General features: G+C 64.0%; 16 protein-coding genes. All 16 read left to right on the top strand.

Annotation, left to right across the window (positions count from 1 at the left end; all coding sequences use genetic code 11):
* Window positions 1-23 precede the first annotated feature (23 nt).
* The 16 genes from MRBLMA1_RS04405 to nuoI all read left to right on the top strand — a co-directional run bounded on the left by MRBLMA1_RS04405 (window position 24) and on the right by nuoI (window position 15340).
* Window positions 24-1226, top strand: coding sequence for a phosphoglycerate kinase (locus MRBLMA1_RS04405; RefSeq protein ID WP_363735211.1), 1203 nt, complete (start codon window positions 24-26; stop codon window positions 1224-1226).
* A gap of 127 nt (window positions 1227-1353) precedes the next feature.
* Window positions 1354-2250: a fructose bisphosphate aldolase gene (locus MRBLMA1_RS04400; protein ID WP_363735412.1), complete on the top strand. Its 897-nt coding sequence runs from the start codon at window positions 1354-1356 to the stop codon at window positions 2248-2250.
* Between the two features lie 408 nt (window positions 2251-2658).
* Entirely contained in the window at window positions 2659-3354 is a 696-nt protein-coding gene (thiE, locus tag MRBLMA1_RS04395; RefSeq protein ID WP_363735209.1) for a thiamine phosphate synthase, read from the top strand.
* A 135-nt stretch (window positions 3355-3489) separates the two neighbouring features.
* Window positions 3490-4578 carry a L,D-transpeptidase family protein gene (locus MRBLMA1_RS04390; RefSeq protein WP_363735207.1) on the top strand — a complete coding sequence of 363 codons (1089 nt, stop codon included), beginning with the start codon at window positions 3490-3492 and terminating at the stop codon, window positions 4576-4578.
* Window positions 4575-5135, top strand: coding sequence for a M23 family metallopeptidase (locus tag MRBLMA1_RS04385; RefSeq protein WP_363735206.1), 561 nt, complete (start codon window positions 4575-4577; stop codon window positions 5133-5135). The genes MRBLMA1_RS04390 and MRBLMA1_RS04385 overlap by 4 nt, the downstream gene beginning before the upstream one ends.
* A gap of 99 nt (window positions 5136-5234) precedes the next feature.
* Complete coding sequence (efp, locus tag MRBLMA1_RS04380) at window positions 5235-5798, top strand: elongation factor P (protein ID WP_025549544.1); 564 nt, start codon at window positions 5235-5237, stop codon at window positions 5796-5798.
* A 148-nt stretch (window positions 5799-5946) separates the two neighbouring features.
* Window positions 5947-6759 (top strand): inositol monophosphatase family protein, encoded by an 813-nt coding sequence (locus MRBLMA1_RS04375; protein ID WP_363735205.1) that lies wholly within the window; start codon window positions 5947-5949, stop codon window positions 6757-6759.
* Window positions 6760-6889: 130 nt separating this feature from the next.
* Complete coding sequence (locus MRBLMA1_RS04370) at window positions 6890-7264, top strand: NADH-quinone oxidoreductase subunit A (protein WP_133651754.1); 375 nt, start codon at window positions 6890-6892, stop codon at window positions 7262-7264.
* Window positions 7255-7809 carry a NuoB/complex I 20 kDa subunit family protein gene (locus MRBLMA1_RS04365; protein ID WP_022682903.1) on the top strand — a complete coding sequence of 185 codons (555 nt, stop codon included), beginning with the start codon at window positions 7255-7257 and terminating at the stop codon, window positions 7807-7809. The genes MRBLMA1_RS04370 and MRBLMA1_RS04365 overlap by 10 nt, the downstream gene beginning before the upstream one ends.
* A 1-nt stretch (window position 7810) precedes the next feature.
* The gene (locus MRBLMA1_RS04360) at window positions 7811-8572 is read left to right on the top strand and encodes an NADH-quinone oxidoreductase subunit C (RefSeq protein WP_363735203.1); all 762 of its coding nucleotides are present in this window, start codon (window positions 7811-7813) and stop codon (window positions 8570-8572) included.
* Window positions 8572-9807 carry an NADH-quinone oxidoreductase subunit D gene (locus tag MRBLMA1_RS04355; RefSeq protein WP_363735202.1) on the top strand — a complete coding sequence of 412 codons (1236 nt, stop codon included), beginning with the start codon at window positions 8572-8574 and terminating at the stop codon, window positions 9805-9807. Before MRBLMA1_RS04360 ends, MRBLMA1_RS04355 begins: the two co-directional genes overlap by 1 nt.
* Window positions 9807-10490: an NADH-quinone oxidoreductase subunit NuoE gene (gene nuoE / locus MRBLMA1_RS04350; protein ID WP_363735201.1), complete on the top strand. Its 684-nt coding sequence runs from the start codon at window positions 9807-9809 to the stop codon at window positions 10488-10490. The genes MRBLMA1_RS04355 and nuoE overlap by 1 nt, the downstream gene beginning before the upstream one ends.
* Window positions 10487-11803, top strand: a complete 1317-nt coding sequence (nuoF, locus tag MRBLMA1_RS04345) for an NADH-quinone oxidoreductase subunit NuoF (RefSeq protein ID WP_363735200.1) — start codon at window positions 10487-10489, stop codon at window positions 11801-11803. Before nuoE ends, nuoF begins: the two co-directional genes overlap by 4 nt.
* 2 nt (window positions 11804-11805) lie before the next feature.
* The gene (gene nuoG, locus MRBLMA1_RS04340) at window positions 11806-13812 is read left to right on the top strand and encodes an NADH-quinone oxidoreductase subunit NuoG (protein ID WP_363735199.1); all 2007 of its coding nucleotides are present in this window, start codon (window positions 11806-11808) and stop codon (window positions 13810-13812) included.
* Window positions 13809-14858, top strand: coding sequence for an NADH-quinone oxidoreductase subunit NuoH (gene nuoH, locus MRBLMA1_RS04335; protein WP_363735198.1), 1050 nt, complete (start codon window positions 13809-13811; stop codon window positions 14856-14858). Before nuoG ends, nuoH begins: the two co-directional genes overlap by 4 nt.
* Complete coding sequence (nuoI, locus tag MRBLMA1_RS04330) at window positions 14855-15340, top strand: NADH-quinone oxidoreductase subunit NuoI (RefSeq protein WP_022682896.1); 486 nt, start codon at window positions 14855-14857, stop codon at window positions 15338-15340. The genes nuoH and nuoI overlap by 4 nt, the downstream gene beginning before the upstream one ends.
* The last annotated feature ends 22 nt before the right edge of the window (window positions 15341-15362 follow it).

Raw genomic sequence — 15362 nt, 5'->3', positions numbered from 1 at the left:
TTATTTCGCAGCAGGGAGCGATCATGGCAAAGCCGTTCAAGACACTCGACGACATGGGAGACATCACGGGCAAGGTGGTGCTGGTGCGCGAGGATCTGAACGTGCCGATGCAGGACGGTTCCGTCTCCGACGACACCCGCCTGCGCGCGGCGATGCCCACGGTGCTGGAACTGGCGGATCGCGGTGCCAAGGTGCTGATCCTCGCGCATTTCGGTCGCCCCAAGGGACAGAAGAACCCGGAATTTTCGCTTTCCAAGATCACTCGCCCGCTCAGCGCCGTGCTGGGCCGCGAGGTGCAGTTCATCCCTGATTGCCAGGGAGAGGCGGCTGCCGATGGCATCAAGGTGATGCGCAACGGCGACATCGCGATCCTGGAAAACACCCGCTTCCATGCCGGCGAGGAAAAAAATGATCCCGCACTGGCAGAGGCGATGGCGGCGATTGGCGACCTCTATGTCAACGATGCCTTTTCCGCCGCGCACCGCGCGCATGCCTCGACCGAGGGGCTGGCGCACAAGCTGCCTGCCTTCGCCGGCCGTTCGATGGAAAAGGAACTGGACGCGCTGCAGGCCGCGCTGGGCGAGCCGGTGAAGCCGGTCGCCGCGGTCGTCGGTGGCGCGAAGGTTTCGACGAAGCTCGACGTGCTCAACAACCTGGTCGCCAGGGTCGATCATCTCATCATCGGCGGCGGCATGGCCAACACCTTCCTGTTCGCGCGCGGCGTGGATGTCGGCAAGTCGCTGTGCGAGAAGGACCTGGCGCAGACCGCGGACGCGATATTCGACAAGGCGGAAGCGGCGGGTTGCACCATCCATCTGCCCTATGATGTCGTCGTGGCGAAGGAATTCGCCGCCAATCCGCCGTCCTTGCGCACGTGCAACGTGCATGAAGTGGCGGAGGACGAGATGATCCTCGACGTCGGCCCCGCCGCTGTCGAGGCGCTGGGCGACGCGATCAAGAATTGCCGGACGCTCGTGTGGAACGGTCCGCTCGGCGCGTTCGAGATCGCGCCCTTCGACAAGGCGACCGTGGCGCTGGCGAAGACGGCCGCCGCGCTCACCAAGGAAGGCGGCCTGACCTCCGTCGCGGGCGGTGGCGACACCGTCGCGGCGCTCAACCATGCCGGCGTGGCTGGCGATTTCAGCTTCGTCTCGACCGCCGGCGGCGCTTTCCTGGAATGGATGGAAGGCAAGGAGTTGCCGGGCGTGAAGGCGTTGATGGCCTGAACCGGATTGCGGGACCGGCCTGTGGAGAGTGGCCGGTCCGGCTCGACCGTGGACGCCGTGCAAGGGCGTCCTTTCCCCTAGACGCGCTGCCGGGAGGGCGGCGCATCCAACGAAGAGGTATGTGCAGATGCAGTTCGAGGACATGAAGGCGAAGATCGAGGGCGGCAACGGCTTCATCGCGGCGCTCGACCAGAGCGGCGGATCGACGCCCAAGGCGCTGAAGGGCTATGGCATCGAGGAAGATGCATGGGGCAGCGAAGAGGAGATGTTCGCACTGATCCACGACATGCGCAGCCGCATCATCACCGCGCCCGTCTTTTCGGGTGAAAAGGTGCTGGGCGCGATCCTGTTCGAGCGTACCATGGACGGCGAAGCGGGCGGCAAATCCGTGCCGCAGGCGCTGATCGAGCGCGGCGTGGTGCCCTTCATCAAGATCGACAAGGGCCTGGAGGACGAAGCGAACGGCGTGCAGTTGATGAAGCCCAATCCGGGGCTCGACACGCTGCTGCACCGCGCCAAGGCGCTGGGCGTGTTCGGCACCAAGGAGCGTTCGGTGATCAACCTCGCCAATCGGGAGGGCATCGCCGCCGTGGTGAAGCAGCAGTTCGAGGTCGGACGCCAGGTTCTGGCCGCAGGCCTGGTCCCGATCATCGAGCCGGAAGTGAATATCAAGAGCCCTGAACGTGCCGAGGCCGACCAGATCCTGCTGGAAGAGATCCTCAAGAATCTGGACGCGCTGCCGGGCGACGACAAGGTGATGCTGAAGCTGTCGCTGCCGACCAAGGCCGGCCTGTTCGATCCGCTGGTCGATCATCCCCGCGTGCTGCGCGTCGTGGCGCTTTCGGGCGGTTTTTCGCGTTCGGAAGCCTGCAACGAGCTGGCCAGGAATCGCGGCATCATTGCCAGCTTCAGCCGTGCGCTGCTGAATGACCTGCGTCACCAGATGAGCGACGCCGAGTTCAACGCCTCGCTGGGTGAAGCGATCGACGAGATCCACGGCGCTTCGACCCAGAAGGCGGCCTGATCCATGATGACGGCCGCGAGCGCGGGTTAAGCGTTCGTGGCCGTCATACGGCCAAGGCGCAACGTGCTCCGGCGAAGGCAGGAGCCCAGTTCCGACGCCAGTTAATGGCCCCAGCGGCTGAACTGGGCCCTAACGAGCCGCCTGTCTCGTTCGAGTGCCTTCGCCGGAGCACGGTTCGGCTCCGGCAGGGCAAAGACTAACTGCCCTCCGTCAACTCCTTCAAGATGCGGGCATCGATTATCGCCTGCGCGTCATGATCGCCGCCATTTTCTCCGGGTAGAAGCGGCCGCGCCAATCCCGGTAATTCCATCCCGAACATCCCATCCTGATCATGCGGGAGGAACGCAGGCGAGGGCGGATCGGCTCCACCCTTTTCCAACGCCATCAAAAGCGGCTAAGGCGAAGCCCATGACCGACTTTACCGATGAAGAGCTGGCGCTCGATCCCGATTTTGCGGCCCGGTTCGACAGCAACGACCGGCGGCCGCCCTGTCAGCTCTATCTGATTTCCCCGCAGGCAATCGATACGGGCTTTGTCGGCAACCTTGCCGCTGCCTTTGACGGCGGCGGGGTTGCGGCCTTCCAGTTGCGGTTGAAGGGACTGGACGAAGATGCCGTCGCCCGCGCCGCAGAGCCGCTGCAAAGGCTCTGCGCGGATCGGGACGTGGCCTTCATCATCAATGACAGCATGACGCTGGCAAAGCGCCTGGGCGCCGACGGCGTCCATCTGGGGCAGGGCGACGGCGATGCGCGTGAAGCGCGCAAGCTGCTCGGTCCTTCGGTGCAGATCGGCATCACCTGCCATGACAGCCGCCATCTGGCGATGGAGGCGGGGGAGGCGGGCGCAGACTATGTCGCTTTCGGTGCCTTCTTTCCCACGACCACCAAGGAAACGCTCCACCGGCCTGACCCGTCTATCCTGGGCTGGTGGACCGCATTGTTCGAACTGCCCTGCGTGGCGATCGGCGGGATCGCGCCGGACAATGCCGCGCCGCTGGTGAAGGCCGGCGCGGATTTCCTGGCGGTGAGTTCGGCGGTATGGGCCCATCCGCAGGGGCCGCAGGCGGGCGTGGCGGCGTTCGGGCCGGTGCTGGCGCAGCCATAGTTTCTCCCGCTCCTGCCCTGGCAGGCGCATGTGAGGAAGGCAGCCAGGAAAGCAGGCAGGCAGCTTTCCCGCATTTCACGCGTTTTCTCTCCCGCAATAGGGCCACAACAGGGCCGAAATAGGGAGAGTATCGCCTTGAAAACCTGTCCGCTGATCCTGACGCTGCTCTGTGCGGCCTGCAATATGACGGTGACGGACGCGAACGACAGCGCGCCGGAGAAGCAGACGAAGGAGACCGCCTCGCGCCCGTCCGCGCCAGCCGGCGATCCCTACGCCTTCGTCATCCTGCCAGAGCCGGTCGGTGCGCCAGCGCGTGCGGATCGGGTGTTGCAGGCGCAGGTGGCGCTGGACAGGGCCGGCTTCTCGCCGGGCGTGCTGGATGGAAAGGAGGGCATGTCCTTCTCCACCGTGCTCAAGGGTTTTCAGGAGGCCAGGGGCCTGCCACCGACGGGGCAATATGATGACGCGACGGCAAAGGCCCTTCTGGGTGACAGGCCGCCTCCTGCCACCTGGCTGGTGAAGATACCCGCCGCCTTTGCCCGCGGCCCGTTCTACGCCATCCCCAGGGATCTCAACGATCAGGCGAAGCTGCCCGCGCTCGGCTATCGCAATCTGCTGGAAAAGCTGGCCGAGCGTTTCCACACCTGGCCGGAGGCGCTGGTCGCGCTCAACCCGCCGAACAGCAGGATCGGGCCAGGCGCCACGGTCCGCGTGCCCGCCATCGCCAACCAGCCGGTCGCCCGGATCGAGGGTGACGAGCGGGGATGGGGCGCGACGCTTGCGAGCCTTGCCGTCGCCCGGGACCAGCCGCAGGCCGACCATATAGTCGTCGACAAGTCGGACGGGGTGCTGAGGGCCTATGACGCCGACAATCGACTCATTGCCCAGCTCCCCGCCACCATGGGGTCGCAGCACGATCCCCTGCCAATCGGAACGTGGGAAATCAAGGGATTGAGCCGCAATCCTGACTTCCATTATAATCCCAACCTGTTCTGGGATGCGGCCTCGACCGATCAGAAGGCGGTGTTGAAGCCTGGTCCCAACGGCCCTGTGGGCGTGGTGTGGATCGACCTTTCCAAACCGCATTATGGCATCCACGGCACGCCCGAGCCGCAGTTGATTGGGCGGACCGAAAGCCATGGCTGTATCCGGCTCACCAATTGGGATGCCGCCCGGCTGGCGCAGATGGTGAAGTCCGGCGTCAAGGCGGTATTCCAGCCATGAGGGCGCGCGGTTGGGCCGGTATCGGCCTGGCCGTGCTGATCGGCGCTGCCGTGCTGCGCAGTTGCGTGCGGATCGTCCCGGCGGGAGCGCCCGAGCCGTCCCGTCCCGCGACGGTGCGGGCAGGGGGATTGCTGATCCCGGTCGAAGGCGTGCCGCCCTCCGCGCTCAACGACAGCTTCACCCAGGCGCGGGCAAGCGGCGCGCGCCCGCATGATGCGATCGACATCATGGCGGCGCGGGGCAGGGCGGTGCTGGCGGCGGCGGACGGACGGATCGAAAAGCTGTTCTGGAGCGGGGAGGGCGGGCGCACGATCTATGAACGGTCGGCGGACGGTCGGCGCATCTATTATTATGCGCATCTGGACAGCTATGCGCCGGATCTCACGGAAGGGCAGGCGGTAAGGCGCGGACAGCGCATCGCAAGCGTCGGCAGCACGGGCAATGCCGATCCGGCGGCGCCGCATCTGCACTTCGCGGTGCATGAAATGCGTCCGGGAGAACCCTGGCATGGGGGGCGGGCGATCAATCCCTATCCGTTGCTGGCGGCAAGGCGATAGGCGCCGCCTCTTGCCCTTTCGCCCTCATCCATGTAAGGGCGCGGCCAGCCTCCAGAGGCCGGCTCTTTTCACCTTCAGACATATAGGCAGGCTCTTCCCATGAAGATCAGCGGCGTCGAGATTCGTCCCGGCAACAACATCGAATATGACGGCAGCCTCTGGCGCGCCGTGAAGATCCAGCATACCCAGCCCGGCAAGGGCGGCGCCTATATGCAGGTGGAACTGAAGAACCTGATCGACGGGCGCAAGAACAATGTCCGCTTCCGTTCCGCCGAGACGGTGGAGCGCATCCGCCTCGACACCAAGGATTTCCAGTATCTCTATGCGGAAGGCGACATGCTCGTCTTCATGGACACGGAAACCTATGAGCAGATCAACCTGCCCCAGGATCTGGTGGGCGACGCATCGGCCTTCCTGCAGGACGGCATGATGGTCATGCTGGAAATGTATGAGGAACGCCCGATCTCCGTGCAGCTTCCCGAAACGGTCGAGGCGACCGTCGTGGAGGCCGATGCCGTGGTGAAGGGGCAGACCGCTTCGGCGAGCTACAAGCCCGCCATCCTCGACAATGGCGTGCGCGTCATGGTGCCGCCGCACATCGTCACCGGCACGCGCATCGTCGTCGACGTGTATGAGCGCGAATATGTGAAGCGCGCGGATTGATATCCGATTCCCCCTCCCGCTGGCGGGAGGGGTCAAGGGGTGGGTGGCGAGCATAAGCGAGCTTCCTGCCCTTTCCGTTTTCAAAAAGGCCGCTGACCCGGCCGCCCACCCCCGGCCCCTCCCTCTGCGGGAGGGGGGAGACAAAAAAATGGTATCGCACTCGGGCCTCTTGACCGTCATGGAACGCGCCGCGCGCAAGGCAGGCTCCAGGCTGCGCCGCGACTTTGGCGAAGTCGAACATCTGCAGGTGTCGCGCAAGGGACCGGCGGACTTCGTGTCCAAGGCCGACCAGCAGGCGGAAAAGACGCTGGTCGAGGAATTGCAGAAGGCCCGGCCCGACTGGGGCTTCCTGCTGGAGGAAGGCGGCGAGATCGCCGGCGACCCCAACAAGCCGCGCTGGATCATCGATCCGCTCGACGGCACCAGCAATTTCCTCCACGGCATCCCGCACTTCGCGATCTCCATCGCAGTCGAGGAGCCGCTGTATGGCGGCAAGCGGGAGGTGACGACCGGCCTCGTCTATCAGCCGGTGACCGACGAAAGCTATTGGGCGGAAAAGAGCAGGGGCGCCTGGCGCCACGACCAGCGGCTGCGCGTTTCGGCGCGGCGTGATCTGGGTGATTGCCTGATCGCCACGGGCATCCCCTTCCTGGGACATGGCGATTTCGCGCAATGGACGCGCATCTTCGGGGCGGTCGCTCCTTCGGTGGCGGGCATCCGGCGGTTCGGCGCGGCATCGCTGGACCTCGCCCATGTCGCCTCCGGTCGCTATGACGGCTTCTGGGAGAGCGGCCTTCAGCCTTGGGACGTCGCGGCGGGCCTGCTGATGGTGCGGGAGGCGGGCGGCTTCGTGTCCGACTTCCGCGGCGGTGACCAGCCGATCGAGCGCAAGGAAGTGATCGCCGGCAACGATGCCATCCACAGCAAATTGCATAAGTTGGTGGCTGGAGCGCTGCGCTGAGGCAGGGCCTTTGATAGCGTGAAGACATAGCAGCAATTGTTGCGAATCATTCTCATGCCTCCGGGCCTTGCTTCGCATATGCAGCGGGCCTAAAGCGCGGCCGTAAATCATTTTCGCCCAGGGGATTCCGTTGGTCGATCTAGCCCAATATCTGCCGATCCTGATCTTTCTCGGGATCGCCTTGCTGCTTTCTAGCGCGTTCGTGTTCCTGCCGATGCTGGTGGGGCGCCTTACCGGCGCGCATCAGCCCGACCCGGCCAAGCTCAGCGAATATGAATGCGGTTTCCCGGCGTTCGAGGAACCGCGCAGCCAGTTCGACGTGCGATTCTATCTCGTCGCGATCCTGTTCATCATCTTCGATCTGGAGGCGGCGTTTCTCTATCCCTGGGCGGTCAGCCTGCAGCAGATCGGCTGGGCCGGCTGGGCGACGATGATGATCTTCATAGCGGAGCTGGTGCTCGGCCTCGTCTATGCGTGGAAGAAGGGAGCACTCGATTGGGAGTAGAACTTGAGCGGCCCGCGCCTGGCACCCTGCTGCCCGCCGGAACCCAGCCCGACCAGGATTTCTTCAACGCGTTGAACAGCGAGGTGAGCGACAAGGGCTTCCTGGTCACCTCGACAGAGGAACTGTTCCAATGGGCCCGCACCGGCTCGCTTTGGTGGATGACCTTTGGCCTCGCCTGTTGCGCGGTGGAGATGATCCACGTCAACATGCCGCGTTACGACATGGAGCGCTTCGGCGCCGCGCCGCGCGCTTCCCCGCGCCAGTCCGACGTGATGATCGTGGCAGGCACCCTGTGCAACAAGATGGCTCCGGCGTTGCGCAAGGTTTACGACCAGATGTCCAATCCGAAATATGTGATTTCGATGGGCAGCTGCGCGAACGGCGGCGGCTATTATCACTACAGCTATTCGGTGGTGCGCGGCTGCGACCGCATCGTGCCGGTCGACATCTATGTGCCGGGTTGCCCGCCGACCGCGGAAGCCCTGCTCTATGGCGTAATGCAGCTGCAGCGGAAAATCCGCCGCATCGGGACGATTGAGCGCTGATATGGGTCATTCTGCTCCTAGAATCGCGACCATAGACGGGATCGCGCAGGAAATCGCCGGCCTGCTGGGATCGATGCTGGTCGAAACCGTCGACCATGCCGATGAGCTGAGCTTCACCGTCGTTCGGGAAAAGCTGGCGGACGCGATGGTCCTGCTGCGCGACCGCGCGCAATATCAGCAGCTGATGGAAATCGCCGGCGTCGACTATCCCGACCGCCCGGAGCGGTTCGAGGTCTGCTATCATCTGCTGAGCGTCACGCGGAACCACCGCGTTCGGGTCAAGGTACAGACCGATGAGGACATGCCTGTTCCCACCGTCACGCACATCTGGCCGGTCGCCGGCTGGCTGGAGCGGGAGGTGTTCGACATGTACGGCGTCATCTTCGAGGGCAATGCCGACCTACGCCGCATCCTGACCGACTATGGGTTCAAGGGCCATCCGCAGCGCAAGGACTTCCCGCTGACCGGCTATGTCGAGATGTGGTATTCCGAAGAGGACAAGCGTGTCGTCTACAAGCCGGTGAAGCTGGCGCAGGATTTCCGCCAGTTCGATTTCATGAGCCCGTGGGAAGGCGCGCAATATGTGCTGCCGGGCGATGAGAAGGCGCCACAGGCGCCCGGAGCTCCAACGCCCGCCGCCGCTCCGCCGACGCCCGCCGCTCCCAAGGGCGGCACGCCCAAGACGACCGATAAGCCAGGCGTCAGCGGGGCAGGGGAGCCGGCCGACAGCGAGGCGAACAAGAAGTCCGAGGACAAGGCCTGATGTCCGATTATCTGGAAAAGCTGGACCATGTTACCGATGCGGCGGACCCGTCGTTCGGCGATACGGAAATCCAGAACTATACGATCAACTTCGGTCCGCAGCATCCCGCTGCCCACGGCGTGCTGCGCCTGGTCATGGAGCTGGACGGGGAGATCGTCGAGCGCTGCGACCCGCATGTCGGGCTGCTGCATCGCGGCACCGAAAAGCTGATCGAATACAAGACCTATCTCCAGGCGCTGCCCTATTTCGACCGGTTGGACTATTGTTCGCCGCTGGGCATGGAGCATAGCTATGTCCTTGCCATCGAAAAGCTGCTGGACCTGGAAGTGCCGCTGCGCGCGCAATATCTGCGCGTGTTTTTCGCGGAACTGACCCGCATCTGCAATCACATGCTGAACCTCGGTTCGCACGTCATGGACGTCGGCGCGATGACGCCGAACCTGTGGCTGTTCGAAATCCGCGAGGATTGCCTCAACTTCTTCGAGCGCGCTTCGGGCGCCCGCATGCATGCGGCCTGGTTCCGTCCCGGCGGCGTGCATCAGGACGTGCCGCTCAAGCTGCTGACCGACATTGCCGACTGGCTCGATACCCGCCTGCCGCGCCTGTTCGAGGATGCGATGAGCCTGGTGGTCGACAACCGCATCTTCAAGCAGCGCAATGTCGACATCGCCGTGGTCAGCAAGGAAGATGCGCTGAAATGGGGCTTCTCCGGCCCGATGATCCGTGGTTCGGGCATCCCCTGGGACATCCGCAAGGCGCAGCCCTATGACGTCTATGACCGCATGGAGTTCGACGTTCCGGTAGGCACCAATTTCGACTGCTACGACCGCTTCATGGTTCGCGTCGAGGAAGTGCGCCAATCCGCGCGGATCATGAAGCAGTGCCTGAACGAAATGCCCGAAGGTCCGGTGGCGAGCTTCGACCGCAAGGTGGTGCCGCCCAAGCGTGGCGAGATGAAGCGCTCGATGGAAGCGCTGATCCACCACTTCAAGCTCTATACGGAGGGCTTCCACGTCCCGGCGGGCGAAGTCTATGTCGCCACTGAAAGCCCCAAGGGCGAGTTCGGCGTCTATCTGGTCGCGGACGGCACCAACAAGCCCTATCGCTGCAAGATCCGCCCGACCGCCTTTTCGCACTTGCAGGCGATGGACTTCATGATGAAGGGCCACATGCTGGCCGATACGACCGCTGTCCTGGGCGCCATGGACATCGTGTTTGGAGAATGTGACCGCTAATGGCTGACGCAGTTCATATCCCGGACGAGGCCGAGACCCGCGCGCGCTGGGGCGCGTTCGCGTGGACGGCCGAAAATGCCGAGCAGGCGAAGAAGGTCATCGCCCGCTATCCCGCCGGGCGTCAGCAGTCGGCGGTGATGCCGCTGCTTGACCTCGCCCAGCGGCAGGTCGGCGCGGAAACCCGGACGCAGGGCTGGCTGCCGGTGCCGGTGATGGAATATATCGCCGACCAGCTCGAAATGCCCTATATGCGCGTTTACGAGGTCGCGACCTTCTACACCATGTACAACCTCGCGCCGGTCGGCCGCTACCATGTGCAGGTGTGCGGCACGACGCCCTGCATGCTGCGCGGTTCGGACGACGTGTTCTCCGCCTGCAAGAACAAGGGGCTGGTCAAGGGCGGTACCACGCCCGACGGTCTCTTCACACTGACTGAGGTCGAGTGTCTGGGGGCCTGCGCCAATGCGCCGATGGTCCAGATCAACGACGATAATTTCGAAGATCTGACCTATGACAGCATGAGCGCGATCCTCGACGATCTCGCCGCTGGCAAGCAACCGAAGATCGGGCCGCAGATCGAGCGTCAGACGAGTGCGCCGGAAGGTGGGCCGACGACCCTCAGGGAAATGGTCAGCGAAAATCACGATTATCGCGGCCAATGGAATGTGGGAGCGGAGGCATGAGCGACGTGATTGCGCCTCTCAGCGACAAGGATCGCATCTTCACCAACGTCTATGGCTTCCAGGACTGGGGCATCGACGCGGCGATCAAGCGCGGCGATTGGGACAATACCAAGAAGCTGCTGGAAATCGGCCAGGACGAGATCATCGAGCGCATCAAGGCGTCCGGCCTGCGCGGCCGTGGCGGCGCTGGCTTCCCGACCGGCATGAAGTGGAGCTTCATGCCCAAGGAAAGCAGGGACGGTCGTCCGAGCTTCCTCGTCATCAACGCCGACGAGTCCGAGCCGGGTAGCTGCAAGGATCGGGAGATCATCCGCCACGATCCGCACAAGCTGATCGAAGGCGCGCTGGTCGCCGGTTTCGCGATGCGCGCGCGCGCGGCGTACATCTATATTCGGGGCGAGTTCATTTACGAGGCGAAGGTGCTCTTCGCTGCCGTCGAGCAGGCCTATGAAAAGGGCTTCCTCGGCAAGAATGCCTGCGGTTCGGGCTATGATTTCGACGTCTTCGTCCATCGCGGCGCGGGCGCCTATATCTGCGGCGAGGAAACCGCGCAGATCGAAAGCCTGGAGGGCAAGAAGGGCCAGCCCCGGCTCAAGCCGCCTTTCCCGGCCGGCGCTGGCCTCTATGGCTGCCCGACCACGGTCAACAATGTGGAATCGATCGCGGTCGCGCCGACCATCCTGCGTCGCGGAGCCGCATGGTTCTCCAGCTTCGGGCGGGAGAACAACAAGGGCACCAAACTCTTCCAGATCAGCGGCCATGTGAACAAGCCCTGCGTCGTCGAGGAATCGATGGGCATCAGCTTCAAGGAACTGATCGACCGGCATTGCGGCGGCATTCGCGGCGGCTGGGACAATCTGCTGGCGGTGATCCCCGGCGGTTCGTCGGTGCCGCTGGTGCCGGCCAAGGAGATCATGGACGCGCCGATGGATTTCGACGGCCTGCGGGCGCTGGGCTCGGGCCTTGGCACCGCCGCCGTCATCGTCATGGACAAGTCGACCGACATCGTCCGCGCCATTTCGCGCCTCTCCTACTTCTACAAGCATGAGAGCTGCGGCCAGTGCACGCCCTGCCGCGAAGGCACCGGCTGGATGTGGCGGGTGATGGAGCGGCTGCGCACCGGCGATGCCGACCAGAGCGAGATCGACATGCTGTTCCAGGTCACCAAGCAGGTCGAAGGCCACACCATCTGCGCGCTCGGCGACGCGGCGGCCTGGCCGATCCAGGGCCTGATCCGGCATTTCCGGCCTGAGATCGAGCGGCGGATCAATGAAAACAAGGGTAACGCCCCGGTCATGGAGGCAGCGGAGTAACCATGCCGAAGGTCAAAGTAGACGGCGTAGAACTCGAAGTTCCGGCGGGCGCGACGGTCCTCCAGGCCTGCGAGCTGGCGGGCAAGGAAATCCCGCGCTTCTGCTATCATGAGCGCCTCAGCATTGCGGGCAATTGCCGCATGTGCCTGGTCGAGGTGAAGCCTGGGCCGCCCAAGCCGCAGGCAAGCTGCGCGCTCCCCGCTGCCGAAAATCAGGAAATCTTCACCCAGACCGAGATGGTGAAGAAGGCGCGTGAGGGGGTGATGGAGTTCCTGCTCATCAATCACCCGCTCGACTGCCCGATCTGTGACCAGGGCGGCGAGTGCGACCTGCAGGACCAGTCGGTGGCCTATGGCCGTGGCGGCAGCCGCTTCGAAGAGAATAAGCGCGCCGTTACCGAGAAATATATGGGTCCGATCGTCAAGACGGTCATGACCCGCTGCATCCAGTGCACCCGCTGCGTGCGCTTTGCCGAGGAAGTCGCGGGCGTGCCGGAAATCGGCGCCATCTATCGCGGCGAGAATATGCAGATCACCACCTATCTCGAACATGCCGCCAAGAGCGAGCTGTCGGGCAATGTGGTCGATCTCTGCCCGGTCGGCGCGCTGACGTCGAAGCCCTATGCGTTCGAGGCGCGTCCCTGGGAACTGAAGAAGACCCACGCCATCGACGTGATGGACGCTGTCGGCACCAACATCCGCCTCGACAGCCGCGGCCGCCAGGTGCTGCGCGCCGTGCCGCGCATCAACGATGATGTGAACGAGGAGTGGGCGAGCGACAAGACCCGGCACAATGTCGACGGGCTGGTCCGCAAGCGTCTCGACAAGCCGTTCGTGCGCAAGGACGGCAAGCTGGTTCCGGTGACCTGGGCAGAGGCCTTTGCCGCCATCGCCGCGGTCCAGCATGGCGGCAGCGTTGCGGCGCTGGCGGGTGACCTGCTCGATTGCGAGACGATGTTCGCCGGCAAGCTGCTGGTCGAACGGCTCGGCGGCACCATGCTGGAAGGGCGTCAGACCGGCCTTGCCTATGACGTGTCCAGCCTGAGCGCGGTCAACTTCAATACCACCCTGAACGGCATCGAGACGGCCGACGTCATCCTGCTGGTGGGCACCAATCTGCGCTGGGAAGCGCCGCTGGTGAACACCCGCATCCGCAAGGCGATCAAGAAGGGCGCCAAGGTCTTCGCTCTCGGCCCGCAGGTCGACCTCACCTACAAGGTCGAATGGCTGGGCAATGACGCCTCGCTGCTCGCGAAGCTTCCGCAAGCAGTGGTGGAAGCCTTCGGCAAGGCCGCGCGTCCGGCGATGATCGTTGGCGGCGGCGTGCTGGCCAAGGACGGCGCACATGGCGACACGCTGGCGCTGGTCGAAACGCTGGGCCTCATCAAGGATGGCTGGAACGGCTATAACGTCCTGCACTTCGCGGCGGCGCGCATGGGCGGGCTGATGCTCGGCTATGCGACGCAGGGCGGCGTCAAGGCGGTGGCGGCGGCCAAGCCGAAGCTGCTTTTCTCGCTCGGCGCGGACGAAGTCGACTATTCGGCGTTCGAGGACAGCTTCAAGGTCTATGTCGGCCACCATGGCGACAAGGGAGCGCATGCGGCGGACGTGATCCTGCCGGGCGCGAGCTATGCGGAGAAGGCAGGCACTTACGTCAACCTGGAAGGCCGCGTGCAGCGTGGCGAAAAGGCCGTGTTCGCGCCGGGCGACGCGCGCGAGGACTGGTCGATCCTGCGGGCCTTGTCGGAAGTGCTGGGCGCGACCCTGCCTTTCGACAGCTTCGAGGCTTTGCGCGCCGAAATGGCCAAGGCGGTTCCCGCGCTGGGCGTCGAGGGCCTGGCCGATTATGGCTGGTCCAGCCCCAGGCTTCCGACCGGCGCCACCGGTGAATTCGGTTCGCCGATCAAGGATTTCTACCTGACCAACGCCATCTGCCGCGCCAGCCCGACGATGCAGCAATGCTCGGCCGAACTGGTCCATGGCGAGACCTATGCGGAGGCCGCAGAGTGACCGCTTTCTTCCAAAGTCTCGGCCTCCCCTTTGAAGGCGCCTGGCTGCTTTCGACGATCATCGGCATTCTGGTGATTGCCCTGCCGCTGATGCTGGCGGTGGCGATGATCATCTATGCCGACCGCAAGATCTGGGCGGCCATGGCGCTGCGCCGTGGTCCCAACGTCGTCGGTCCCTTTGGCCTGCTCCAGTCCTTCGCGGACGGCGCAAAGGTCTTCCTTCAGGAAACCATCATCCCGTCGGCCGCGAACCGCGCGCTCTTCCTGATCGCGCCGATCATCACCTTCACGGTGGCGCTGATCGCCTGGGCGGTGATCCCGTTCCAGGTCGGCGTGGTGGTCGCCAACATCAATGTCGGACTGCTCTACATTCTGGCCGTCAGCTCGCTTGGCGTGTACGGCATCGTGCTGTCGGGCTGGGCGTCCAACTCCAAATATCCCTTCTATTCCGCGATCCGCGCCAGCGCGCAGATGATCTCCTATGAAGTCTCGATCGGCTTCATCCTGGTCTGCGTCGTGCTCTGGGCCGGCAGCTTCAACCTGACCGCGATCGTCGAAAGCCAGAAGGGCTATTATGGCTTCCTGAACGGCAACGGCTTCAACCCGCTGCTCTTCCCGATGGCGATCATGTTCCTGATCTCCGCCATGGCGGAAACCGGCCGCGCGCCGTTCGACCTGACCGAAGCGGAATCGGAACTCGTCGCGGGTTACCAGACCGAATATTCGTCCATGGCCTTCGCGCTCTTCTGGCTCGGCGAATATGCGAACGTCATCCTGATGTGCGCGCTCAACGCGATCCTCTTCTGGGGCGGCTATCTGCCGCCGCTCGACTGGGCGCCGCTTTATTATGTGCCGGGCATCATCTGGCTGCTCGCCAAGATCGCCTTCTTCTTCTTCGTCTTCTCCTGGGTGAAGGCGACGGTGCCCCGCTACCGTTACGACCAGCTGATGCGGCTGGGTTGGAAGATCTTCCTGCCGACCTCGCTCTTCTTCGTCTTCCTGGTTTCGGGCTTCCTCATGTTCACGCGTTACGGAGGCGCTCAATGAGCCTCGGCTACTACGTCAAATCCTTCACCCTCTGGGAGTTCGTGAAGGCGCACGCCCTGACCTTGAAATATTTTTTCAAGCCCAAGGCGACGATCAACTACCCCTATGAGAAGAACCCGATCTCGCCGCGGTTCCGGGGCGAGCATGCGCTGCGCCGCTACCCCAATGGGGAAGAGCGCTGCATCGCGTGCAAGCTGTGCGAGGCCATCTGCCCGGCGCAGGCGATCACCATCGAGGCGCAGCCGCGCGAGGACGGCAGCCGTCGCACCACGCGCTACGACATCGACATGACCAAGTGCATCTATTGCGGCTTCTGTCAGGAAGCCTGCCCGGTGGACGCGGTCGTCGAGGGTCCGAACTTCGAATTCTCGACCGAAACCCGCGAGGAGCTGATCTACGACAAGGCCAAGCTCCTTGAAAATGGTGACAAGTGGGAGCGCGCGATCGCCGCGAACCTTGCCGCCGATGCACCCTACCGTTAAGCCGCAGCCGCCGAAGGGGAAC

Source organism: Sphingobium sp. LMA1-1-1.1 (genome assembly GCF_040676365.1).
Lineage (GTDB): Bacteria > Pseudomonadota > Alphaproteobacteria > Sphingomonadales > Sphingomonadaceae > Sphingobium.
The sequence above is the reverse complement of the archived record's forward strand: the minus strand, read 5'-3'. Positions and strand labels throughout refer to the sequence as shown.

What these genes read in the sequence shown, in the direction of transcription:
- nuoG (WP_363735199.1), top strand. Translation starts at nt 11,806, where the DNA reads ATGCCGAAGGTCAAAGTAGACGGCGTAGAACTCGAAGTTCCGGCGGGC.
- MRBLMA1_RS04375 (WP_363735205.1), top strand. Translation starts at nt 5,947, where the DNA reads ATGGTATCGCACTCGGGCCTCTTGACCGTCATGGAACGCGCCGCGCGC.
- MRBLMA1_RS04385 (WP_363735206.1), top strand. Translation starts at nt 4,575, where the DNA reads ATGAGGGCGCGCGGTTGGGCCGGTATCGGCCTGGCCGTGCTGATCGGC.
- MRBLMA1_RS04400 (WP_363735412.1), top strand. Translation starts at nt 1,354, where the DNA reads ATGCAGTTCGAGGACATGAAGGCGAAGATCGAGGGCGGCAACGGCTTC.
- nuoE (WP_363735201.1), top strand. Translation starts at nt 9,807, where the DNA reads ATGGCTGACGCAGTTCATATCCCGGACGAGGCCGAGACCCGCGCGCGC.
- thiE (WP_363735209.1), top strand. Translation starts at nt 2,659, where the DNA reads ATGACCGACTTTACCGATGAAGAGCTGGCGCTCGATCCCGATTTTGCG.
- nuoF (WP_363735200.1), top strand. Translation starts at nt 10,487, where the DNA reads ATGAGCGACGTGATTGCGCCTCTCAGCGACAAGGATCGCATCTTCACC.
- MRBLMA1_RS04355 (WP_363735202.1), top strand. Translation starts at nt 8,572, where the DNA reads ATGTCCGATTATCTGGAAAAGCTGGACCATGTTACCGATGCGGCGGAC.
- nuoI (WP_022682896.1), top strand. Translation starts at nt 14,855, where the DNA reads ATGAGCCTCGGCTACTACGTCAAATCCTTCACCCTCTGGGAGTTCGTG.
- MRBLMA1_RS04405 (WP_363735211.1), top strand. Translation starts at nt 24, where the DNA reads ATGGCAAAGCCGTTCAAGACACTCGACGACATGGGAGACATCACGGGC.
- efp (WP_025549544.1), top strand. Translation starts at nt 5,235, where the DNA reads ATGAAGATCAGCGGCGTCGAGATTCGTCCCGGCAACAACATCGAATAT.
- MRBLMA1_RS04360 (WP_363735203.1), top strand. Translation starts at nt 7,811, where the DNA reads ATGGGTCATTCTGCTCCTAGAATCGCGACCATAGACGGGATCGCGCAG.